This window comes from Comamonas sp. C11 (assembly GCF_024496285.1).
Lineage (GTDB): Bacteria > Pseudomonadota > Gammaproteobacteria > Burkholderiales > Burkholderiaceae_C > Comamonas > Comamonas testosteroni_F.
On sequence record NZ_CP101743.1, the window covers coordinates 494,610 to 517,944 of the forward strand.

The window sequence follows — 23,335 nt, forward strand, 5'->3', positions numbered from 1 at the left end:
CTTATGGGTAAAGGGCTGAAGAGCTAAAAACCTTAAACTTCAGACGACTTTAGATGCTGAGCGGATCCACATCCACCAGCCAGCGCACCAGCGGCCTGTGCTCGGGCAGGGTGCGCAGCCAGTGCAGATACTGCTGCCAGGCATTCAGAAAGCGCAGCAGGGCGCTGCGGTTGCCGGCTTCCAGCAGCATCTGGGCGCGCTCCACATTGGCCACGCGCTGCACCGCCATGGGGATGGGCGGGTAGATGAACACCTCGTCCAGATAAGGCAGTTTGGCCTCTCTTGCGACCTGGGTGGCGGCATTCAGAAACGCCTGGGCGGCTTCCTGGGTGCGTGCATCGGCCCGGACTATGGCCTGGAAGGCATAGGGCGGCATGCCGGCATCCAGCCGTTCCTTGAGCTGCTGCCTGGCAAACGCCGGGTAGTCATGCTTGCGCAGTGCGGTGTAGACGGCGTTTTGCGGGTCGTGGCTTTGAATCCACATTTCCGGATGGCTGCCCTGGGCCTTCACATATTGCGCGTCGCGCCCGGCACGCCCGGCGGCCTGCATCAGCAGGCAGAAGAGCCGCTCCGGGGCGCGATAGTCGCTGGAGTACAGCGCGCTGTCGGGTTGTACGGCCGCCACCAGCGTGATGCGCCGAAAGTCATGGCCCTTGGCCACCATCTGGGTGCCTACCAGCACATCCACATCGCCGGCATGCACCTGGGCCAGCTGCTGCTCCAGGCTGCCCTTGGCCTTGGTGGTGTCGGCGTCGATGCGCGCCACGCGGGCAGGATTGCCGTCGGGGCGCTGCACATTGCGCAGCAGCCGCTCCAGCTCTTCCTGCAACTGCTCCGTGCCCTTGCCCAGTGGCAGGATGTCGGGGTTGCCGCAGCTGGGGCAGGCAAACGGTACACGCTGGGTAAAGCCGCAGTGGTGGCAGCGCAGCGTGCGGTCGCCCTTGTGAAAGACCTGGTGAGCGCTGCAATGGGGGCAGTCGCTTTTCCAGTTGCAGTCGGCGCAGAACAGCACGGGGGCAAAGCCTCGGCGGTTGAGCAGAATCAGGCTTTGCTCGCCGCGTTTGACGCGCTCGGTGATGGCCTCGATCAGCGGAGGCGAGAACACGGCGCGTTTGGGCTGCTGGCCCATGTCCACCATTCTCACCCTGGGAAGGCTGGCCGCGCCGGAGCCGGCCGCGCCTGATCCGGCCGCGCCGATGCGGCTGGGCATATGCAGGCGCAGGTAGCGGCCGACATCGGGTTCCGAGGCATGCCAGCTCTCCAGCGACGGGGTGGCGCTGCCCAGAATGACCTTGGCGCCGGTATCGCGCCCGCGCCAGATGGCCAGATCGCGCGCCGAATAGCGCGCGCCTTCCTGCTGCTTGTAGCTGGCGTCATGTTCCTCGTCGACTACGATCAGCGCCAGATGCGGCACGCTGGCAAAAATAGCCATGCGCGTACCCAGTACGATGCGGGCGCGGCCCGTGTGAGCGGCCAGCCAGCTTTTGAGGCGCTGCGGGTTGGTCATGCCGCTGTGCATGCTGACTACGGCGTCCTTGCCGTACTGAGGCACGAAGCGGGCGACAAATCGCTCTTCCAGCTGAGGCGTGAGGTTGATCTCTGGCACCATCACCAGGGCTTGGGCCTCTGGGTTGGCGTCCAGCACGGCTTGCACTGCGCGCAGATAAACCTCGGTCTTGCCGCTGCCCGTGCTGCCGTAGAGCAGGAACGGGCCTGGGTTTTGCTCAATTTGCTCGAAAACCGAGGATTGCTCGGCGCTGAGTGCGACCCAAGGCGTTGCGCTGCTGGCGTCCGGCGTGTGATCCATCGTCTCGGTGCTCGCTTGCGCTGCTTCGGTGGCTTGTGCCTTCTTGCGCTTGCCGGCTGGCGTCTTGACTGTCTTGGGCGGAGCCAGCCGCCGTGCCAGTTGTTCGGGCGACATATCGCGCAACTGAGGTGGCAAGGCGGTGACGGCAATCTCGCCCAAGCTGCGCTGGTAATAGTGCGCGGCAAAAGCCACCAGCCGTCGCCAGGCCTGGTTCAGCGGTTCTATGCCCTGCAGCAGGCCGGCAATGCTGCGTAGTTCCACCCCGTCTGGAATGGCTTCGGGGGCAGCGGGTGTATCCCAGACCACACCCAGCAACTCTCTTTTTCCCAGAGGAACGCGCGCCAAGGTGCCGGGCTCCAGCCATGCATCGCTAACGTAGCTCAACAGATCACCTACGGCGCTGTGGGCAGGGGTCTGGACGGCAACGTAAACGATATGGGACATGGAGTTGGATCAGGGGAAGGCGCTGCAGAGGCCGCGGTTCCTCAGAGCTATAGCAGATTTTGAGGCCTGCAAAGGCTTTGCGTTCTGTGGATAACTTTGTGAGAAACAATGTGCGAGAAAGGCCTGGGCAAGTCCTGTTCGTGTTTTTAAGCCTGCAGGATGGTTGAGCAGTTGAAGAATTAATTTATTTAAAACAAAGACTTATATGTATTCATGAGGCGATGAGGAGCTTGCTTCGGCGGAGTGTTGGCAGGGAGTCTGCTTTGCCATATCTGTGCATAAATCAGGCGGCGAGTCACTGTCAACCGAGAAGCTCCCTAAACCTAAATGCTTTCAAACCGCGGTGCAAAGTCCTTAACTTCTCAAAAAATAGCACTAGAGCCAGCAGCCATGAGGCATGCACTTATCTTGAAGCACTCATATGTGGATAACTTCCGTCAATCGATGCCAAGGTGGATGAAAAAATAAAAAAGCGCCAAGCACTGCTGGCGCCGAATTTTTCAGGGTCCGAGATTTAGTGATTTGAAATCAATGATTTGCTGCCGCTTTGCTGCATCTCAGGCCGGCAATTGTCGTTCAATAACCATTTGATCTTATCGGGTGATTGGGCCCGTTGTTCTGCAACAAACGCCTGGGAAGGCACTCGTTGCAGGGGAATCAGCCCTTTGTGCGCAGCAGGCGCGAGTGGCTGTGCACAGCTTCGACCAGCGCGGCCACATGTTCGGGTGGGGTGAACTGGCTGATGCCGTGACCCAGATTGAAGATGTGGGTGGGGCCGGTGGTGCTCTTGTCGGTATGGGGCTTGCCAAAGCTGTCCAGCACGGCACGCGCCTGGGCGGCGACCTGCTCGGGTGCGGCAAACAGCACATTGGGGTCGATATTGCCCTGCAGCGCCTTGCCTGGGCCGCCGACCTCGCCGCCCACGATGGCGCGAGCCTTGCCCAGATTGGCCGTCCAGTCCAGACCCAGCACTTCGCAGTCGATGTCCTTCATGTCGGGCAGCCAGATACCACCGCCCTTGGTGAAGACGATGCGGGGCACGTCGCTGCCGTCCACGCCGGTGCGCTTGAGCTGAGCCAGCACGCGCTTGGTATAGGCCAGGCTGAATTCCTGGAAAGCGCCGTCGGCCAGCACGCCGCCCCAGCTGTCAAAAATCATCACGGCCTGGGCGCCGGCATCGATCTGGGCGTTCAGGTAGGCGGCCACGCTGTCGGCGTTGACTTCCAGGATGCGGTGCATCAGGTCGGGGCGCGAGTACATCAGCGACTTGACGGTGCGGTAGTCATCGCTGCCCTTGCCCTCGGTCATGTAGCAGGCCAGAGTCCAGGGGCTGCCCGAGAAGCCGATCAGCGGCACACGGCCATTGAGCACCTTGCGGATATTGGTGACGGCGTCAAACACATAGCGCAGCTTGTCCATGTCGGGTACGGCCAGCTCCGCCACGGCGGCCTCGTCGCGCACGACCTTGGCAAAGCGCGGCCCCTCGCCTTCGGCGAACGACAGACCAAGGCCCATGGCGTCGGGCACGGTCAGGATGTCGCTGAACAGAATGGCCGCGTCCAGAGGGAAGCGATCCAGCGGCTGCAGGGTCACCTCGGTGGCATAGTCCACATTGGTGGCCAGGCCCATGAAGCTGCCGGCCCTGGCGCGGGTGGCCTTGTACTCGGGCAGGTAGCGTCCCGCCTGGCGCATCAGCCACAGGGGCGTGTAGTCGGTAGCCTGGCGACGGCATGCGCGCAGGAAGGTGTCATTGGTCAGGGGGGCGAAACTCATATGCCGATTGTCGCCCACTCCGGCTTTCCCATTCACCACAATCCCGAGCAGCATTTCAGCTCTCTGTGCAGCGATGGCCGTTGCCAGGGCTTGTCATGAAACCGTCATCCAAATGTCTCGTGGGCTTCATCTGCGTTTTCCACAATGACGCCACGCAGACACACCGTGTGGCACAGGCAGGCCGCCAACTGCGTCCAACACCGGAGGAAAGCAGACATGAGGCATCCCGAGATTCTTGATGCGCTGAATGGCCAGAGCATCGCGACGACACCGTCATCGGCACCCTCGCTTTCCCATCGCCCTGTCAGTCCCGCACATGCTGCAGCGCCCGCTTTGCGCCTGCAGGTGCGCTGGGCCCGGCATCTGGACGAGGTTCGCCAGGCTCAGCGCCTGCGCTACCAGATCTTTGCCGAGGAAATGGGGGCTGTGCTGCAGACCCCCGTGGCGGGTCACGACATCGATGTCTTTGACGATTTCTGCGAGCATCTGATGGTCTGCGATGAAGAGCAGAACAAGGTAATCGGTACCTATCGTCTGCTGACCCCCGCCCAGGCCCAGCGCGCCGGCGGTCTGTACAGCGATCAGGAATTCGATCTCTCGCCCATCAACGCCTGGCGTGCGCAGATGGTCGAGCTGGGGCGCAGCTGCGTGCACGCGGAGCATCGCCAGGGCGGCGTGATTCTGGCGCTCTGGGGGGCGTTGGCCGAATTCATGCAGCGCAACCGGCTCGAAGCCATGGTGGGTTGCGCCAGCATTCCCATGCAGTACCCGGGCCTGGCCCATGGCGAAGGCCCGGCACGCATCTGGCAGCAACTGCGCCAGAGCCATCTGGCCGAGCCCGAGTTGCAGGTTCGCCCCCGCGTAGCCCTGCCCGAGGAGCTGGCACATATCAGCAATGTCTCGGCTGATGCGTTGAAGGTCGAGCCGCCAGCGCTGATCCAGGGCTATCTGCGTGCCGGCGCCAAGGTGCTGGGGGCGCCGGCCTGGGACAGCGACTTCAATACGGCCGATCTGCCCATCATGATGCGCATGCAGGATCTACCCTCTCGCTACCGCCGACTGTTCGGGCGCATGAAGGCCTGAGGCGAGGACGGAATGCAAAAAGCCTGTGGTCATGCCACAGGCTTTTTTGATGGCTGGACGGGTCATGCAGCGTGGCTGGGCTCATCTTCCAGGCCTTCGGCAAACAGGCCCAGCGCTGTAACCATCAGGCCCAGCATGAGGAAGGCATAGGCTGCAATGGACAGCACCAGACTCATGCTGTAGCCCCATTGCAGAACCGAGCAGGCCCAATCCCAGGATACATAAAGCGCGCTGCACTGATTGCTGGCCGGCATGTGCACATACCAGGTGACGGCGATCCACATCAGGATCAGCATCACCACCGTGGTGCGAAGCTTGTGTGATGGCGTCTGGTCCATGTTCTTGAGCAAGACCAGTGGTATGGCTCCGCCCCAGACAAACATCATCAGCCAGCTGAAGGCAGGAACCTGCGCCAGTGCCTGTTCCAACCAGTGCATCTTGGGCATGCTGTTGATGCTGGCCAGGACGTCCCAGGCAAAGGGCAGGGCCAGACCGGCTATTGCCAGACTGGCCAGCGCCAGTGCACGCAACAGGCAAAGACGTTTGTGAGACGGCTGGTGGATAAGGTTGGCATGCATGGCTTACCTCCTGTGCAGTTCAGGCAGTCCGCAGTGGTCAACGTGTGCAAGGCTGGCAAAGGCTGGAAACTGCGGTTGCGCCTGGCTTGTGGGCCTCTCCAGTCTAGAGCTTTTGCATGGTTTGTGCCATAGGCACTGTGCGCCTGCTCGAAGTCGCTCTCTACTCCAGGCCGAAGCCATGTCAGGTATTGCCGGTTTGACCAGGGCGAGGCCGATGTGCCCAGTCGTAAAGTTGATTGCGCCAGGTTCAGTGAGCTTGCCGGGGCTGGCATCTGCCCACTCCTGGGGCTAAGCTTGGTCTGCTCGACTCAGGGCCATGGCCCCGCAGCGCCGGGCAAAGGAGTTCTTATGCTGAGCCATTCTGCTGTGACGACGATGCTGCCGGTGATGGATATGGCGCGTGCTCGTGCTTTCTACGAGGAAGGCCTGGGTCTGCAGCCAGGAGAGCTGCGGCCCGATGGAAAGTTTGTCTACCTGGTTGGCGGTAGTGCACTGGCCCTGTTTCCAAAGCCTGGCGGTACCAAGGCCGAGCACACGGCCATCAGCTTCCGGGTGCCCGATATCGCTGCCAGCATTCGGGAACTGCAAAGCCGGGGTGTGGTGTTTGAGGACTACGACTTCCCTGACTTCAAGACTGTCGACCATGTCTGCGTGCTGGGGTCCGAGAAGGCCGCCTGGTTCAAGGACACGGAGGGTAACTACCTCTGTCTGCACGAGGAGGTGGTGCCAGCCTGAATTGCGTCATGCTCTGCGCGCAGCAATGGCCTAGATCTGTTTGAGTGCGTCAAGTACCTCGCTCTTGGAGAGCAGCTCGCTCATCACCACAGGCGGCTTGCCGGGCAGGTACAGCACGTAGACGGGGACGCCGCTGCGCCCCAGCGATTGCAGTGCCCGGGTGATGGCCGGGTCCTGGCGTGTCCAGTCGGCGCGCAGCAGCTGCACCTTGTGCTGCTCGAAAGCTGCCAGCACCTCGGCATTGCTCAGCGTGGTGCGCTTGTTGACCTGGCAGGTCACGCACCAGGCGGCCGTGAAGTCCACAAACACCGGCTGGCCCGAGGTCCGGGCAGACTGAACCTTGTCTGCCGACCAGGGTTGCCAGAGTTCACCGGCCTGTACCCTGACCTGATCCACAGGCTCGGCCTTGATCAGCGGCAGTGCGTAGTAGGCCACGCCAATGGCCAGCAGCAAAGCGACGGCGCCGAGGCTGATGCGGCTCTTGCCGCTCAGGCCCAGGGCCCAGATCAGCGCGGCCAGCACCAGCAGCAGCGCCAGCAGGGCCGCAGCGGCATCCATGCCGCCCTGATGGCCCAGCACCCAGACCAGCCAGACCACGGTGGCAAACATGGGGAAGGCCATGGCGTGGCGGAAGGTCTGCATCCAGGGCCCGGGGCGGGGCAGCCAGCTCACGACGGCTGGCACGAAGCTGGCCAGCAGATAGGGCAGGGCCATACCCATGCCAAGTGCGGCAAACACCGTCAGCGCCTGTGCCGCTGGCATGTCGATGGCAAAGCCCAGCGAGGCACCCATGAAGGGCGCCGTGCAGGGCGATGCGATGGCCACGGCCAGCACGCCGGAGAGAAAGGAGTCCAGCATCGGGTTGCGCGCCTGGGCACTGGCAATGCTGCTGGGCAGCAGACTGCCGAACTCGAACCAGCCGGCCAGATTCAGTCCCAGCACGGTGAACAGCGCCGCCAGCAGCGAGACCACCACGGGCGACTGCAGCTGGAAGCCCCAGCCCAGTTGCTGGCCCGCCGCGCGCAAGCCCAGCAGCAGTGCGCCGAGTGCCACAAAGGACAGCACCACGCCCGCGGTATAGGCCAGGCCGCCCAGTTTCTGGGCATGGCGGTTCTGGCCATGACCCGAAAACCCCAGTACCTTGATGGCCAGCACAGGAAACACGCAGGGCATGAGGTTGAGGATCAGGCCACCGATCAAACCGCCCAGCAGGGCCGCCCAGAGGCTGCCTGCACTGGCCGCATTGCCTGCAGGTACGGTCTGTGAAGCGGTCTTGTTGGCTTCCAGCGCTGCGGCCAGGGCCGGGGAAACGCCTGCAAGCGCGGGGGCGCTCCAGCGGCCCTGCACGGCCAGTTCGCTGCGCCAGCCAGCGCTTTCGCCCCGCTCCAGCGCGGCAGCGCGCTCGGCGGGCGGCAAGGCCAGCACCACGGCCAGCTGCGCTGCGGTTTCGCCGCGCATATCGGACAGCGGCATGTTCTCGCCCACCCAGACCTCACCGTCCCAGTGCTGCTTCCAGTCCTTGCCCGACTCTGCGGCATGCTTGAAGGTGTCGGCATTCTCGGGATAGAACTCCAGTGTCTTGCCCTTCAGGCTGGCGGGCAGTCCGGGTATGCGCAGCGTCACACGGTCGTCGGGCAGGTTCGCGCCTTCGGCCTTGCCGGACTCGACAAGGGCCTGGCCGCCCTGGCTCAGCGCCTGGGGCTGGCCGGCCTGGGCCTGCACAAAGGCCTGGCTTTGCGGGGCGCTGCTGCCCTGAACCGGGATCTGCAGCTGGAAGTTGCCGGACTCGGGAATGCATTCCACGCGGCAGACCAGCCATTCGGCGGCCAGGCCTACGTCCACCATGCCGGAGGCCGGTGCCTTGAAGTCGGCCGCGACCTTGATGGGTACGGGCAGCAGCACCGTGTCTTCATAGCCATAGTTGACCAGGGGTCCTACGCGCAGCGCATGAGGCAGCGGCCATGCAATGGGGCCAGCCTCCAGGCCCGGTGGCAGTTGCCACTGCAGCACCGTGGGCAGGCCCGAATCGCCGGCATTCTTCCAATAGGTATGCCATTCGGGCTGATGGGTGATCTTCAACCCCAGCCAGAAGACCTCGCCGGCGGTGACGCCCTCGGGAGCCTGGGCCACCAGCTCGGCCTGCACACGCGGCGTCTGCACGGTGGAGCCACCCGAAGCCGCATTCTTGAGCAGGATCTGCGCGCCGGCACCGGTGGAAAAGGCACAGAACCAGACGGTCAGCGCCAGCATCAGCCAGAGTGAAAGGCGCTGCGAGAGGCTGCGGGGTCCGGTGGTCAGGGAAGGGGCTTGAGAAGACATGGCGGACGGTGGGAGTCTGTGGCGGTGTTTTTGGTTCCCTGCACGGGGTGGCCGATTGGCAAAACCAATGCTTGCATAGGCGCATGGTATTGGACAGAAGGCGCGGGCGGACTCCATCATGGCCCGGCCAACAAGGCTCAAACAGCCCGCAGCCGGAGCCGGTCGCAGGAGTCCGTTGCCGGGCAACTACAGGAGACAAGCATTATGGTGAATACCTCACGCCGCCGCTTTCTTGCCACCTCAGCTGCCTGTGCTGCCAGTGCGCTGCCCTGGCATGCAGCCGCTGCGCCAGCCTATCCGGACAAGTCGGTACGGGTCATCGTGCCGTTTCCTGCCGGAGGCACCACGGACGTGGTGGCGAGGCTGACCATGCAAAAGCTCGGCGAAATCACGGGGCAGTCCTTTGTGGTCGACAACAAGGGCGGCGCCAACGGGGTCATCGGCTCGGAGCTGGCGGCCCGCGCCGCACCCGATGGCTACACGCTGCTGATGAACACGGCGGGAGCGCAGACTCTGAGTCCAGTGCTCTACAAGACCGGCTACGAGGCGCTGGCCAGCTTCGAGCCCATCAGTCATCTATGCGATGTGGGCTTTGTGGTGATTGCGCGCAAGGACCTGCCCGTCAACAGCATGCAGGAGCTGATCGCCATGGCCAAGCAAGGCCGGCCGCTGAGCGCCTCCTCGGGCAGCAGCATGATTTCGCTGATCACCGAGCAGTTCAAGAAAGTGCTCGAGGTGCCCGGCATCGTCAATGCCCAGTACAAGGGCACGGGCCCGCAGATGCAGGCCGTGGTGGCGGGCGAGGTGGACTTCTCGTTCGACTCCTTCACCTCGGTGGAAATGATTCGCGCGGGCAAGGTCAAGGCCCTGGCCGTGCTGCTGCCCCAGCGGGCCCCGACCTTTTCCCAGGTACCCACGCTGCGCGAGCTGGGCGTCAGTGGCATGGATTTCAGTTCCTGGTCGGGCCTGCTGGCGCCCAAGGGAACGCCTCAGGACATCGTGGGCTATCTGGCCCAGCAGATGGACAGGATCATGCAGATGCCCGATGTGCTGGCCAGGCTCGCCGGCTACAACTACCTGCCGCGGCGCAGCACGCCCCAGGAGTTCGGGCGGCTCATCGCCGCCGACCACGAGCGCTGGAAGCGCGTCGTCAAGGAAACGGGCATCACCCTGGGTTAGCGTCGCGCGGTGGCTGCCCCGCATCCGCGGCCAGGGTGGCCACGGTACTGGGCGGCTGACCGCCCACCTCGGCAGGGATGGCGATGCGCTCGCAGGGGGCGGCCCGGTCTATCAGCGCATCGCCATCCACTGGGGCCTGTGCTTCGAGTTCCTCTGCCGCCCGTGCCGGCGCCTCTTTCTCTGCGGGCTGTGCCGGGGCCTGGGCTGCAGCCGGCAGCATGTGCGCCTTGCGCCAGCGGCCCCAGCGGTAATAGGCCAGCATCATCAGCATGGAGCAGACGGAGCTGATGGGAAAGCTCCACCAGATGGCATCCACGCCCATCACGGGTTGAAGCCAGCGCGCCACGGGAACGCGTATGCCCCACATGGCAATTGCCAGAATGAGCACCGGCGCCATGACCGCCCCTGTGGAACGCACCACGCCGGCCAGCACAAAGGTCACGCCGAAGAAGAGAAAGGATCCTATGGCAATGTGGTTGAGGTGGCGGGCCACCTCCAGCGAAGGACTGCCGCCGGGCAGAAACCAGCCCAGCACATGGCGGTCCAGCAGCACGATGAGGACAATCAGACTGCCCGTCAGCACAAGATTGCCCAGCATGCCGGCATTGGCCGTGGCGCTGACACGCTTCCAGAGCCCTGCCCCCACGTTCTGCGCAGCCATGGACGAACAGGCCGCGCCTATGGCCATGGCCGGCATCTGCACATAGGTCCACAGTTGCAGCGCGGCGCCATAGGCGGATGCGGTCTGCACGCCATGCTCGTTGACCATGGAGATCATGGCGATCATGGCCAGCGAGATCATCACGATCTGCACGCCCATGGGCAGGCCCTTGACCACCAGAGTGCGCACAATCGTCAGATCGGGCTTGAACAGACCGAGCTGCCTGCGACCTATCCATAGCGGATGGCGGCGCAGGCGCAGCCACCCCAGCAGGGCAAAAAAGCTCACGGCATTGGCAATCAGCGTGGCGACCGCCGAGCCCTGGATGCCCATGCGCGGCACAGGCCCCCAGCCAAAGATCAGCAGAGGGTTGAGCGCCATGTCCAGCGCCACGACGACGAGCAGGAACCAGAACGGCGTTCGGGTGTCTCCCGCGCCGCGCAGGGCCGCCGTCACAAAGCTGAACATGAACAGCAGCGGAATGGCCAGAAAGATGACCTTGAGATATGCCTCGGCCAGCAGCAGCGCTGCCTCGGGTGTGCTCATCCACTGCATGAGATGGCGCGACAGTGGCCAGCCCAGCAAGGCAATCAGCAGTGAAACAATACCAAAAAACGTAGCGCTGGTGCCCAGTACACGCTTGGCTTGCGCGATGTTTTTTGCGCCAATGCTCTGGGCAATCAGGATATTGGTTGCCATGCTGATGCCGAACACCGCACCGATCAGCGCAAACATCACATTGTTGGCATTGGCGGTGGCCGTGAGCGCGGCCTCGCCCAGGTGACCGCCGACCCAGATGGCATTGACCGAGCCGTTGAGCGACTGCAGCACATTGCCGGCCAGAATCGGCAGGGCAAAGACCAGCAAGGTGCTGGCAATCGGGCCCTGGGTCAGGTCGCGGGTCTGGGGCTTGGAGGTGGCGGTGCGCGCACTCTGGCGCGGGGCGCTTGCGGAGGCTTCGGGCATCGGGCCATTGTGGGGCAAGTCGTCCGGTTGCGGATGACGGGAGGCCGGACCGAAGTCGGGAGCGAGACGTGGTTTTGTGGAGCCGGCGCAGCTACGATGATGGTCATGAGCAATACCCCGACCACTCCCGCAAGCGCGCTTCCCCGCTGGCCGTCACGCTTCTGGGCCCAGGCCTCGGCCCATGACTTTGCCCTGGCCCAGCGCAATGGTCTGGCCGCCGATACCGTGGCCGTGCTGCCCGTGGCTGCGGTGGAGCAGCATGGGCCGCACCTGCCGCTGTCTGTGGATGCCAGCCTGATAGAGGGCGTCATCGATGCCGCTCTGGCGCAGCTGCCCGCCGAGCTGCCGGTGCTGTTTCTGCCGCCGCAGAACATCGGCTTTTCGGTCGAGCATACGCACTATGCGGGCACTTTGAGCCTGCAGCCCGCGACGCTGATTGCGCTGTGGACGGAGCTGGGCGCCTGCGTGGCGCGCGCCGGCATCAGGAAGCTGCTGCTGCTCAACGGTCATGGCGGCCAGGTCAGCGTGATGGACATCGTTGCGCGCGAGCTGCGCATCCGGCACGGCCTGCTGGTCTACAGCGCCAGCTGGTTCGGGCTGGTGGACGACGCGGCCAACCAGCAGTTCTGCGCGCATGAGCACCGCTTCGGCATTCATGGCGGCGAAGTGGAGACCTCGATGCTGCTGCACCTGGCGCCCGAGACCGTGCATATGGAGCGTGCGCAGAACTTCGCTTCCAGCTCGGAGCAGCGGGCCGGCAAATACCACTTCATCGGCAATGGCCGCAGCGCCAAGCTGGGTTGGGCCATCGAGGACTACAACCCGGCCGGTGCCGTGGGCAACTCCGCCGCCGCGACGGCCGAGCGCGGTGCGGCCATGGTGCATTCATCGGCGCAGGGCCTGGTCAGGTTGCTGGGCGAGATTCATGATCTGCCCCTGAGCACGGTGGGAAACCAGCCGCAGCCGCTTTGAATTCAGGAGCTTCTTACACAATAACAGCCTGCATTTGCAGGCTGTTTTGTTTTGAAAATAAATGCTATCAAACGCTAGAAGCTACTGAAAGCATAGTCCTCGCTGTCATTGCTTCGGTATTTTTGCCTGAGCAATCACATCGCCCCAGCGCCTGATTTCCGATTGCAGCAGCTTGGCGGTCTGCTCTGGCGTGCTGGCCTGGGCCTGCACATTCAGTTCGCGCAGCTTCTTGGCGACCTCGGGGTTGTTGACGGCGGCGTTGATTTCCTTGTTCAGACGCGCGATCACGGGGGCGGGCGTTTTGGAGGGCGCAGCCAGGGCATTCCACGACGAAGCCACAAAGCCCTTGACGCCGGATTCCTGGGCCGTGGGCACATTGGGCAGCAGCGGCGAGCGCTTCTCTCCCGTCACCGCGAGCAGGTTCACGGCCTTGGAATTGATCTGGCCCATGATGGGCGTGAGAATTTCCACGGCTGCATCGATCTGCTTGCCGCGCAGCGCGGTCACCACGGCGGGTGTGCCGTTGAAGGGCACGATCTGCGCATCGATGCCGGCCGTGGTCTTGAACAGCTCGGCCGCCAGATGCTGGGTGCTGCCCACGTTGATGCTGCCCAGATTCAGCTTGCCGGGATTGGCCTTGGCATAGCTCACCAGCTCGCCCAGGTTCTTGAAGGGCGACTTGGCATCGGTGATGACGCCAATGTCAAAGTAGCCCAGCGTGGAGATGGGCGTCAGGTCCTTGACCATGTCGAAGGGCAGGTTGTTGAACAGATTCACCGTGACGGCACTGCCGTTGGACATGAGAAACAAGGTATGTCCGTCGGGCGCAGCCTTGGCCACGGTCTCGGCCGCCACAATACCGCCCGCGCTGGGTTTGTTGTCTATGACCACGGGCTGGCCGAGCTGGGTGGACAACTGCTGGGCCACCACACGGGCCGTCACATCGGCCACGCCGCCGGCCCCGAAGGGCACGACGATGCGGATGGGGCGGTTGGACAGGCCCTCGGCCAGGGCGGTGGCGGCAAATCCGCTCAGCAGGGCAGCCCCCGCTGCGGCGCTGACCAGGGATTGGGTAAAACTGCGGCGTTTCATGCTTGTCCTTCTGTCTGAAACTTTTATTCAGAGAGTGTGCCGCCGAAAAATGCCCAGAGGCAGCAGCAAAGCGTTCTGTCTGCTATGCCGCACAGGTATGGCTAGTTACCGCTTGCTTGCAGGGCAGCCATTCCCCAGTGATGCATGGCCTCGCGCAATATCAGCAGGGCGGCCGCATGTTCAGCGGTCTGCGGCAGCTGCGGGTCGGCATGGCCGGGCTGTTGAGCTTGGCGTGCCAGCAACTCGAACAGATTCTCGATCGCATCGCGCGAGGCCTGTGTGGCTTGCGGGTCTGCCGTGGAACTGTGGATCAACTGCCTCAGCAGCGGGTCTGCCGTTTGCAGCATGCTGGCACCTGCAGGCAGCCAGCGCCCGGCCGGCATGATGGCATCCTCCACATCGGCAATCGCGTTTTCCAGCGTCAGCGCATCGGGCATGTGTTGGCCAAATGCATTGACCAGGGTGGCAAGGCCTATGGGGATCCGGTGCTGCTGAGGGCCGATGTCGAGCGTCAGTGCCGTATCGCCAAGGCTGAGAAAGATGGAGTCCATGCCGGCTTTGTAGCACTTTGCGTTGGCCGGCTCCGGGTCTGAGGGGTGATCAGGCGGCGGTGACCCAGTCTCTGTACTCGAGCCCATCCAGATGATTGAGCGTGTTGAAGCTTTGCAGCATCAGGCGCTTGGGACTGATGCTGAACTCTGTCACGGCAATATTGCGCAGCCGCATATTGAGGGCGATGGTCACCTCGGGGGCGGTGCCAAGCACCTGGCCCACGGCAGTGGAGATGGGGCCGCCGCTGCTGACCAGCAGCACGTTGCGGCCGCTGTGCTGGTGACGTATCTCCTCGAGCACCTGGTGCACTCCATCCGCAAAACCGTTCCAGTCAGGCATGCCGGCCGGGCTGATGGTGCCTCCCATCCATTGCGCCAGCGCGTCGCACAGCAGGCGGAAATGATGGCGGTACAGCTCGGGCGTATCGGGCCTGGGCAGAGGAGCCGGGTGGATGGCGCGCAGCAGGGCTTCGCTGTCGTACTCGTTGAGTCCGGGCCGGCTTTGTGCCTCGGTGCTGGAAGCGCTTCCCAGGCCCTGGACGATGCCGGCCAGCGTCTGCTGATGGCGCTTGAGCGTGCCTGCATAGACGGCATCGAACTTCATACCTCGCTCACGCCAGTACTCGCCAAGACGCACGGCCTGATCCTGGCCGCGTGGGCTGAGCTGGTCGTAATCATCCGCGCCAAACGAGGCCTGGCCATGGCGCACAAGGTAGAGGTTTCCCATGGCGCGGATGTTGGGCCTTGGCCGCTTGCTGCGCTGTCATGCCTGCGACCAGGTGGCGCTTGGGTGACAGCGGACTGGTTCGCATTTCCGCATCCCGCATCGGGATTGAGGTGCGGGCATGGCATGGCGCTCGGTTAAGATAGTTGAGAGCGATTCTCAAAAACATAAAAATACGCTCCGCTTTTGGTACTGGTTCACGGGTCTCCTGCGCTTGGCTGGAAGGAGGCTTGTCGGTTTCGAGGCGGAGCGTGTTTTTTTATGCCTGTTCACCTTCTGGAGCCCTCCATGTTTCGACGACCCCTGTTTGCACTGGCCGCCGTTGCCAGCCTGTGCGCCCCTGTGCTGTCCGCCCACGCCGAGGACATCACGCTCTACACCACCCGTGAACCTGCTCTGATCCAGCCCTTGCTGGCTGCCTTCACGGCGCAGACCAAGATCGGCGTGAAGACGGTGTTCGTCAAGGACGGCCTGCTGGAGCGCGTCAAAGCCGAAGGCCAGCGCTCGCCTGCCGATGTGCTGATGACGGTGGATATCGGCAATCTGCTGGATCTGGTGGACGGTGGCGTGACTCAGCCCGTCAAGTCCAGCGCGCTGGAGGCTGCCATCCCGGCCCAGTTGCGTGCCGCCGACAACCAGTGGTTCGCGCTGTCCATGCGGGCTCGCGTGCTGTATGCCGAAAAGGACATGAAGATCGGCGCCTTCCGCTATGAAGACCTGGCCAAGCCTCAGTTCAAGGGCCAGGTCTGCAGCCGTGCCGGCCAGCACCCCTACAACACGGCGCTGATTGCCGCCATGATTGCCCATGACGGCGAAGCCAAGACCGAGCAGTGGCTCAAGGGCGTCAAGGCCAATCTGGCGCGCAAGGCTACGGGCGGCGACCGCGATGTGGCACGCGACATTCTGGGTGGCATCTGCGATGTGGGTCTGGCCAACACCTATTACGTGGGCCATATGAAGGCCGCCAAGGAAGGCACGGATGCACGCAAGTGGGGTGATGCCATCAAGGTCGTCAAGCCCAGTTTCAACGATCCCAAGAGCGGCACGCATATCAATATCAGCGGCGCTTCGGTGGCCAAGCACGCTCCCAACCGCGATCAGGCCGTGAAACTGCTGGAGTTCCTGGTCTCCGAACCGGCCCAGAATATGTACGCCCAGGCCAACTACGAGCACCCTGTGCGCAAGGGCGTGGCGCTGGACCCCGTGGTGGCCCAGAGCATTGGCGAGATCAAGATCGATCCGCTGCCGCTGACCGAGATCGCCAAGCACCGCAAGGCTGCCAGCGTGCTGGTCGACAAGGTGGGATTCGACAAGTAAACACCCCTGAGCGGCTTTGCCTAGGCGGCCCCGCCGCTTCCCCTCTCTCTAGGCGCTGCGAGCCAGGGGAGGGGACGACAGCATCGCAGCGGGGCGGCGGGGCCGCCGAGGCCCTTGCTCGCTGTCCCTTGCTTCGGAGCATGCCTGTTTTAGCATTGCGCTCCTGTATGAGCCCCTTCGCCGGGGCATATCTGTTTCTGGGGCGTTGGTCCTGCCGTGATCGTTTTGTCTTGATGTTTTCTTATCTTCGTTCAGGGCTGAGGCCCGTCGGGCCGGTGTGGCAGGGCGCAAGCTGGTTGATTGCGCTGGGGGTGTTTGCGCCCATTGCCTCGCTGGCCTGGCTGGCGCTGGGGGCGGACTGGGCGCACTGGCAGGATCTGCTGCGCTATGTGCTGCCCGATGCCGCAGCCAACACGGCCTGGCTGCTGGGTGGGGTGGGCCTGGTGGTGCTGGTGGTGGGCACGGGCTGCGCCTGGCTGGTGACGGCCTGTGATTTTCCGGGGCGGCGCTGGCTGCACTGGGCGCTGCTGCTGCCGCTGGCCATGCCGGCCTATATCGTGGCCTTTGCCTATCTGGATCTGCTTCACCCCATAGGCCCGGTGCAGGGCGCGCTGCGCTGGTTGCTGGGTTACGACAGCCCGCGCCAGTGGCGCCTGCCCGATCTTCGTTCCATGGGTGGTGCGATCTTTGTGCTGGGGTTCACGCTCTACCCCTATGTGTATATGATGGCGCGGGCCATGTTCATGACCCAGCCCGCGCATCTGATGGAGGCCGCTCGCTCGCTGGGTGAGACCCGCTGGGGGGCTTTTTGGCGCGTGGCCCTGCCCATGGCGCGACCGGCGCTTGTCGTGGGGCTGAGCCTGGCCTTGCTGGAGACACTCAACGATATCGGTGCGTCCGAGTTTCTGGGTGTGCACACGCTCACGGTGTCGATCTACACCACCTGGGTCACGCGCTCGGATCTGGCCGGTGCCGCGCAGATTGCCTGCTCCATGCTGCTGGTCGTGGTGGCCCTGGTCTGGCTGGAGCGTCAGGGCCGCAGTCGTCAGCGCTTTGGCTCTGCCCAGCGCATGCGGGCCATAGCGCCGCACCGCCTGCCCCCGGGCAGGGGCTGGCTGGCAACACTGGCCTGCAGTCTGCCGGTGCTGATCGGCTTTGCTGCGCCGGCGGCTTATCTGGCTTGGGAAAGCGGCAAGCGTCTGGTACAGGGCTCGGGCGTCTCCGAGGGACTGATATCCAGTCTGCTCAACACGTTGGGGCTGGCGCTGGGCGTGACCGTGATCGCGGTGGCAGCGGGTCTTGTCGTGGCCTGGGCCACGCGCACCGGCATCAGCACGCGAGCGCCTTCGCGCTGGCCAGCGCAGCTGGCGGCGCTGGGCTACGCCGTGCCGGGCACGGTGCTGGCCATCGGCCTGTTGACGCCGGCGCTGGCGTTCGACGCCGGGCTGGCCCAGTTGTTCGGCATGGACGGCCTGCCGCTGATGGGGCAGGGCATTGTGCTGGTGGCTGCCTGCGTGATTCGCTTTCTGGTCATGCCCGTGGGCGGTATCGAGGCCGGGCTGGCGCGTATCCCGCCGACGCTGGAGCAGGCCTCACGACTGCTGGGCGAAAGCCGCCTGGGCACCCTGCGCCGCGTACACCTGCCGTTGCTGCGGCCTGCCATGGCCACCAGTGCCATGCTGGTATTTGTCGACGCCATGAAGGAGCTGCCTGCCACCTTGCTGCTGCGCCCGGCCGATTTCGACACCCTGGCCACCTGGCTCTATGCCGAAGCCGCGCGCGGCACCTATGAGGAGGGCGCGATCGCCGCGCTGTGCATTGTGGTCGCGGGGTTGGTTCCCGTCATGCTGTTGGCGCGCACGCAGCTGTCGGGTGGCCAGCGATGAATATGCATGAAAATCGGCTCAAGCGCTTATGGGTATTGCGCAGGCAGCTATTGAATATGAATAGAACTTACGCAAGCAAGAAGGCAACAACGGCCTGCCTCCCGGGGCAGTCGTCTTGCCTGAACCGGCTTTGCGTAGGTCGTGATGAAGTGATTGCATGACCGCCTCTCTACAAATTGCGCAGCTGCAACTGGGCTATGACACGCCCAAGGGCTTGCACACCGTGCTGCAGGGCTTTGATCTGCAGGTGCCTGCAGGTCACATCGCCAGCCTGCTGGGCCCTTCGGGCTGCGGCAAGACCTCCGTGCTGCGAGCGATTGCGGGCTTCGAGCCGGTGCGCGCGGGCAGTATTCATCTGGGCGAGGTATTGCTCTCCGGCCCCGGCACGCATTTGCCTCCCGAGCAGCGCCATGTGGGCATGATGTTTCAGGAGTACGGGCTGTTCCCGCATTTGACGGCAGTGCAGAACGTGGGCTTCAGCCTGCGCCGCATGGGCAAGCCAGAGCGCGACAAACGTGTGCAGGAGCTGCTTGCCGTGGTGGGACTGGCGAATTCAGGTAGCAAGTTCCCGCACGAGTTGTCCGGCGGTCAGCAGCAGCGTGTGGCGCTGGCGCGAGCCCTGGCGCCGTCCCCGGCCTTGCTGTTGCTCGACGAGCCATTTTCCAATCTCGATGCCGCCACGCGCGAGCGGCTGACGCTGGAGGTGCGCGACATTCTGCGGGCCACCGGGCAGACGGCGATTCTGGTCACGCACAATGCGCAGGAGGCCGAAACCATGGCCGACCAGATCTGCAGGATGACGCCGGTTCAGCTCTGAGCCGGCCCTGAGGTCTAGAGCAGGACGCGGCCTGATGTGACGGTCACGGTGTGGCCGCCCACCCAGAGCTTGCCATTGGCTGCGGTCTGGACGTGAACCTGTCCATCACGACCCACGCAAATGCCTTGCGCGGCGATATAGGGCGTCTGCAGCAGACCCTCGCCGGTCAGCCATTGGGCCAGCGCAGCATTCAGGCTGCCGGTGACAGGGTCTTCGCTTGCGGTCTCGCCGATCAGGGCGCGCACTTCGAGGCGTGGCTGGGCTGGGATCACTTTTTCTTGAACGGCTTCTTCAGCCTGCTTCGCAAAAGCGCGGGCCTCGCGGCTGGAGCGGCCAATCAGCGGGGCATCCTCTTCCTCCTCATAAATGGCCGCCAGACCGGCTTTGGCATCGAGCTTTCTGAGCGCAGCAAAATCGGGCTCCACGTCCAGCACGGTGTCCGGATGGTCAAGCAGCAGGCCCAGCCAGGGAGATCCATTGTGGAGGCTGCGCGCCATCAGCACCTGCTCTCGCGCAAGGCCCAGCGCCTGCAGCACGGGTGTCAGCTCTTCTTCGGAAACTTCCTGGGAGTCGAGCGAAGGTGCTTCGAAAAACAGAGCGCCTTGCGCATTGCAGCCAATAGCGATCAGGCCTTTTTTGCATTCCTGCAGCACCTGCTCGGGATTGCGCGGCTGCCCGCCCTGGGCCAGCCAGGCATGGCAGCTGCCCAGTGTGGGGTGGCCGGCAAAGGCCAGCTCGCCCGCAGGCGTGAAGATGCGCAGCTGGTAGTCGGCTCCAGCGGCCAGCGCTTGTGCGCTGGGCTGAAGCACAAAGGTGGTTTCCGACAGATTGGTCCAGCGCGCGAAGGCCTGCATCTGGGCCTCGCTCAAGCCATCGGCGCCCAGCACCACGGCCACGGGGTTGCCGAGCAGCGCGGTGTGCGTGAACACGTCCACGGTCATATAGGGACGGGATAGAGCGGCATGGGGGGCTGGAGCAGACATGGGCAGCGATTGTCGGCAAAAAGAAAAACCGGCGCAGAGCCGGTCGATGTGGCATTTCACATGCCATGGGGTATCAGAGACAGCGAGGAAGCGCCGCCGCGCACCGAGGCTGTCCTCCCCCTCCGGCGCAAAGCGCCAGAGAGGGGGAGGCGGCAAAGCCGCTCAGGGGGCCTTCAGATTACAAGCTGGCCTTGATGGCCTCGGCCAGGGACTTGATGCCGACGTTGATCTGCTCGGCAGACACCGTCACATACGACAGGCGCAGCGTGTTGTTCTGTGCATCGCCGGCGTAGAAGGGCGCGCCGGGCACAAAAGCCATATTGCGCTCCACGGCCTTGGCCAGCAGGGCCTGGGCATCCATGCCTGCGGGCAGCCTGACCCAGAGGAACATGCCGCCCACGGGACGTGTCCACTTCACGTCGAGGCCGGCCATCTCGCGCTCCAGAGCCATCAGCATCACATCGCGCTGGGCCTTGTACATGGCGCGGATGGTGGGCACATGGCGGTCCAGGAAGCCGTCCTTGATGACTTCGGCCACCACGCGCTGGTTGAAGCTGGGGGTGTGCAGGTCGGCAGCCTGCTTGGCCTGGGTCAGCTTGCCGTACACGGACTTGGGCGCGACGATGAAGCCGATGCGCAGACCGGGGGCCAGCACCTTGGAGAACGAGCCCATATAGATCACGCCCTCGGGGTTGCGTGCAGCCAGGGGCAGGGGAGGCTCCTGCTCGTACCAGAGGTCACCGTAGGGGTTGTCCTCGATCAGGGGAATGTCCAGTTCCCTGGCCTTGTCGACCAGAGCCTGGCGGCGCGCATCGCTCATGGTGCGGCCGGTGGGGTTCTGGAAGTTGGGCAGCACATAGGCCAGTCGGGCCTTGTCGGCGCCGCTGCCGATCTGCTTGGCAAAGTCCTCGATCAGCATGCCTTCGTCGTCACTGTCCACGCCCACGGCCACGGGCTCCATGGGGGTGAAGGCCTGCAGGGCGCCCAGGTAGGTGGGCTTTTCGACCAGCAGGCGGCTTCCCTTGTCCAGGAATACCTTGCCGATCAGGTCCAGCGCCTGCTGGCTGCCGGTGGTGATCAGGATCTGCTCGGGATCGACGTTCCAGGGCAGGAAGTCGGCAATCGCCTGGCGCAGCGGAGCAAAGCCCTCGGTGGTCGAGTACTGCAGGGCTGCGGCACCGTCACGCTGCATCACGGTCTGGCAGGCTTCGGTGAACGCGTCCAGGGGGAAGGCCTTGGGTGAAGGCAGGCCGCCAGCCATGCTGATGATGCCGGGGCGGTCGGTCAGCTTGAGGATCTCGCGGATGGCGGAGGAATTCATCTTGGCAGCACGTTCTGCCAGCGTCCAGGTTGTCATAAAACAGTACTCGATCTCTACGTTTCCAGCCCGGGCAGGGCTGGCCGGTGTGCATTCTCACGCCGTTGTCGGGCATGTGCCGGCCTGAGCTTGGGGCTCGGGATGCAATCGCTGCGGCGCGCAAAGCGCTACAGCCATGCACCAGCAGGTGGGGCTTATTGTGTCGCGACCGGTTTGCCTGTGTGGGCTCGCGGGCAATTGCGACGGTGTGGTCTGCAGCCGGTGAGGCCGCTGACCGTGGCCATAGCCCTGTGTGGAGGGCGGCCAAGAGAGGTTGATGGACTCAATATACGCTTGAGACCATTACAGTACCTATACAGACAGTCTCACAATCATGGCTTCTGTATCGGTATCTGCTTCAATACAGTTCGCAGTCCATCACCATGTCCATCTCCCTGTCCCGCCAGGCGGCCCTGACCCTGACCCAGCAACTGGCCGAGCGTCTGGCCGAGCGCATACGCACGCGGCTGCTGCCTGCTGGCGCGCGCCTGCCCTCGGTGCGTGAATGCGCGAGCCAGCAAGGCGTGAGCCCCTACACGGTGGTGGCCGCCTACGACCTGCTGCAGGCCCAGGGGCTGGTCGAGGCCAGGCCTCAGCGCGGCTTTTATGTGCGCGACATTGTGCAAAATCCGCTGAAAAATCAGGATGGTCAAGCGCAGGCAGCTATCAATGAGGGAGCGGTCAATACCCCGGTCGGCATTCCGCCTGGCACGCGCATCAACGCCACCATGCTAATTCGCGGCATGTTTGTGGAGAGCGTGGCCGGCAAGCCCCAGCCCGGTGCCGGCGTGCTGCCTGCCGAATGGCTGGATGCCGGCTTTCTGGTGGCCGCCATGCGCAAGGTCACCAGCGGGCAGGCGCTGCGCGAATCGCTGGTGCGCTATGGCGAGCCCATGGGCGACAGCCGGTTGCGCGAGGCGCTGGCGCGGCGCCTGCAGCGCATAGGCATTGCGACGGGGACTGGCCAGATCATCACCACCCTGGGCGCGACCCAGGCGCTGGACATCGTGAGCCGGGCCCTGCTGCAGCCCGGCGATCCGGTGATGGTGGAAGAGCCGGGCTGGGCCGTGGAATATGCACGCCTGGCCGCCATGGGCATGCGCGTGCTGCCCGTGCCGCGCGGGCCCGAGGGGCCGGACATGGCGGTGATGCAGCGCTATTGCGAGACCATGGCCCCCAAGCTCTATGTGAGTGTCAGCGTGCTGCACAACCCCACGGGCTACAGCCTGAGCGCGGCCAGCGCCCATGAGGTGCTGCAGATGGCGCAGCGATACGGCTTCTATGTGGTGGAGGACGATAGCTACTGCCATATTGCGCCCGATCACGCACCACGCGTGTCGGTGCTGGACCGGCTGCAGCGCAGCATCTACATCAGCGGCTTTGCCAAGGTGCTGGTGCCCAACTGGCGCCTGGGCTATCTGGCAGCGCCGCCCGAGCTGGTCGAGAGACTGCTGGACACCAAGCTGCTGTCCACCCTGTCCACGCCGACTCCCATGGAGCAGGCCCTGGCCCTGTGCATGGAGCAAGGCCAGCTGCGCCGCCATGCCGAGCGGCTGCGCCAGCATCTGGCCCAGGCGCGCACGCGCAGCGTGGCTCTGGCCCAGGCGGCCGGCTGTCGGTTTGTGGCCGAGCCTGCGGGCATGTTCGGCTGGGTGGATACCGGCGTGGATACCGAGGTGCTGACCCAGTTGCTGCTGGATCAGGGCTACATGATTGCCCCTGGCGCCATGTTCCATGCCAGCCGGGGCTCCAGCACCTGCATGCGCATCAACTTCGCGACCACACAGGATGCCGCCTTCTGGCGGGTCTTCGAGCGCGCCGTGGCCCAGATGCAGGCCCAGGCACAGAAGTTTTAGAACGTGTTGACGATCTCCTCGCGCCGCGACAGAGGATTTGCGCAGCCGGCAAGGCAACGCCGCAGACCGCCCCTGACCGGGTGTCCCTGACCGGGCGTCCGCAAAGACACTGTCCCGGAGGGTTGGAGCGAAATCGGGCGATTTCTGCGTGCTATCTCTTGCTTGCACCCCGGTGCAAGCGGCGAGCCATCACTTCGAACTCATCCCGATTGCGCTCCAGCGCGGCTGCGTAGAG

Annotated in this window: 18 protein-coding genes; 8 read left to right on the forward strand and 10 right to left on the reverse strand. The window is 64.1% G+C overall.

All coding sequences use genetic code 11. The annotated features are described in order from the left end of the window. Positions 1-49: 49 nt before the first annotated feature. Together priA and hemE are read right to left on the reverse strand one after the other, a co-directional pair. The gene (priA, locus tag NOX35_RS02270; RefSeq protein ID WP_256495586.1) at positions 50-2,251 is read right to left on the reverse strand and encodes a primosomal protein N'; all 2,202 of its coding nucleotides are present in this window, start codon (positions 2,249-2,251) and stop codon (positions 50-52) included. 657 nt (positions 2,252-2,908) lie between these two features. Further along, positions 2,909-4,024, reverse strand: coding sequence for a uroporphyrinogen decarboxylase (gene hemE / locus NOX35_RS02275; RefSeq protein WP_182285453.1), 1,116 nt, complete (start codon positions 4,022-4,024; stop codon positions 2,909-2,911). A gap of 216 nt (positions 4,025-4,240) precedes the next feature. On the opposite strand from hemE, the gene NOX35_RS02280 reads away from it, so the two are divergent. Continuing rightward, positions 4,241-5,107 (forward strand): GNAT family N-acetyltransferase, encoded by an 867-nt coding sequence (locus NOX35_RS02280; RefSeq protein WP_256495588.1) that lies wholly within the window; start codon positions 4,241-4,243, stop codon positions 5,105-5,107. 62 nt (positions 5,108-5,169) lie between these two features. Here the strand turns inward: NOX35_RS02280 and NOX35_RS02285 are convergent, their stop codons facing one another. Further along, a complete protein-coding gene (locus NOX35_RS02285; protein WP_256495589.1) occupies positions 5,170-5,685 on the reverse strand; it encodes a hypothetical protein in 516 nt (171 codons plus the stop codon). Positions 5,686-6,033: 348 nt separating this feature from the next. Here NOX35_RS02285 and NOX35_RS02290 point away from each other — a divergent pair, with 348 nt between their 5' ends. Then, positions 6,034-6,420 (forward strand): VOC family protein, encoded by a 387-nt coding sequence (locus NOX35_RS02290; protein ID WP_256495590.1) that lies wholly within the window; start codon positions 6,034-6,036, stop codon positions 6,418-6,420. Positions 6,421-6,450: 30 nt separating this feature from the next. On the opposite strand, the gene NOX35_RS02295 is transcribed toward NOX35_RS02290, so the two are convergent. Beyond that, positions 6,451-8,739 (reverse strand): protein-disulfide reductase DsbD, encoded by a 2,289-nt coding sequence (locus tag NOX35_RS02295; protein WP_256495591.1) that lies wholly within the window; start codon positions 8,737-8,739, stop codon positions 6,451-6,453. Positions 8,740-8,943: 204 nt separating this feature from the next. Here NOX35_RS02295 and NOX35_RS02300 point away from each other — a divergent pair, with 204 nt between their 5' ends. Continuing rightward, complete coding sequence (locus tag NOX35_RS02300) at positions 8,944-9,918, forward strand: tripartite tricarboxylate transporter substrate binding protein (protein WP_256495592.1); 975 nt, start codon at positions 8,944-8,946, stop codon at positions 9,916-9,918. Here the strand turns inward: NOX35_RS02300 and NOX35_RS02305 are convergent. Then, positions 9,905-11,545: an MATE family efflux transporter gene (locus NOX35_RS02305; RefSeq protein ID WP_256495594.1), complete on the reverse strand. Its 1,641-nt coding sequence runs from the start codon at positions 11,543-11,545 to the stop codon at positions 9,905-9,907. The genes NOX35_RS02300 and NOX35_RS02305 overlap by 14 nt on opposite strands. A gap of 96 nt (positions 11,546-11,641) precedes the next feature. Between NOX35_RS02305 and NOX35_RS02310 the strand changes: the two genes are divergently transcribed. Further along, the gene (locus NOX35_RS02310; RefSeq protein WP_256495595.1) at positions 11,642-12,517 is read left to right on the forward strand and encodes a creatininase family protein; all 876 of its coding nucleotides are present in this window, start codon (positions 11,642-11,644) and stop codon (positions 12,515-12,517) included. Between the two features lie 105 nt (positions 12,518-12,622). Here NOX35_RS02310 and NOX35_RS02315 read toward each other — a convergent pair whose 3' ends face one another. From NOX35_RS02315 to NOX35_RS02325, 3 genes are all read right to left on the reverse strand, one after another. Continuing rightward, positions 12,623-13,609, reverse strand: a complete 987-nt coding sequence (locus NOX35_RS02315; RefSeq protein WP_182285461.1) for a tripartite tricarboxylate transporter substrate binding protein — start codon at positions 13,607-13,609, stop codon at positions 12,623-12,625. A gap of 101 nt (positions 13,610-13,710) precedes the next feature. Further along, entirely contained in the window at positions 13,711-14,160 is a 450-nt protein-coding gene (locus NOX35_RS02320; RefSeq protein ID WP_182285462.1) for a hypothetical protein, read from the reverse strand. A 49-nt stretch (positions 14,161-14,209) separates the two neighbouring features. After that, the gene (locus tag NOX35_RS02325; protein ID WP_256495596.1) at positions 14,210-14,887 is read right to left on the reverse strand and encodes a histidine phosphatase family protein; all 678 of its coding nucleotides are present in this window, start codon (positions 14,885-14,887) and stop codon (positions 14,210-14,212) included. Between the two features lie 285 nt (positions 14,888-15,172). Here NOX35_RS02325 and NOX35_RS02330 point away from each other — a divergent pair, with 285 nt between their 5' ends. The 3 genes from NOX35_RS02330 (at position 15,173) to NOX35_RS02340 (ending at position 18,904) form a co-directional block, all read left to right on the forward strand. Further along, positions 15,173-16,201 carry an extracellular solute-binding protein gene (locus NOX35_RS02330; protein ID WP_256495598.1) on the forward strand — a complete coding sequence of 343 codons (1,029 nt, stop codon included), beginning with the start codon at positions 15,173-15,175 and terminating at the stop codon, positions 16,199-16,201. A gap of 233 nt (positions 16,202-16,434) precedes the next feature. Then, complete coding sequence (locus NOX35_RS02335) at positions 16,435-18,087, forward strand: iron ABC transporter permease (protein ID WP_256495600.1); 1,653 nt, start codon at positions 16,435-16,437, stop codon at positions 18,085-18,087. Positions 18,088-18,244: 157 nt separating this feature from the next. After that, complete coding sequence (locus NOX35_RS02340) at positions 18,245-18,904, forward strand: ABC transporter ATP-binding protein (protein WP_256495601.1); 660 nt, start codon at positions 18,245-18,247, stop codon at positions 18,902-18,904. Positions 18,905-18,918: 14 nt separating this feature from the next. Here NOX35_RS02340 and NOX35_RS02345 read toward each other — a convergent pair whose 3' ends face one another. Further along, complete coding sequence (locus tag NOX35_RS02345) at positions 18,919-19,845, reverse strand: PhzF family phenazine biosynthesis protein (RefSeq protein WP_371878536.1); 927 nt, start codon at positions 19,843-19,845, stop codon at positions 18,919-18,921. Positions 19,846-20,065: 220 nt separating this feature from the next. Beyond that, on the reverse strand, positions 20,066-21,244 hold the full coding sequence (locus NOX35_RS02350) for a PLP-dependent aminotransferase family protein (protein WP_182285466.1): 1,179 nt from the start codon (positions 21,242-21,244) through the stop codon (positions 20,066-20,068). A 383-nt stretch (positions 21,245-21,627) separates the two neighbouring features. Here NOX35_RS02350 and NOX35_RS02355 point away from each other — a divergent pair, with 383 nt between their 5' ends. Next, entirely contained in the window at positions 21,628-23,100 is a 1,473-nt protein-coding gene (locus tag NOX35_RS02355) for a PLP-dependent aminotransferase family protein (protein ID WP_256495603.1), read from the forward strand. Positions 23,101-23,335 lie beyond the last annotated feature (235 nt).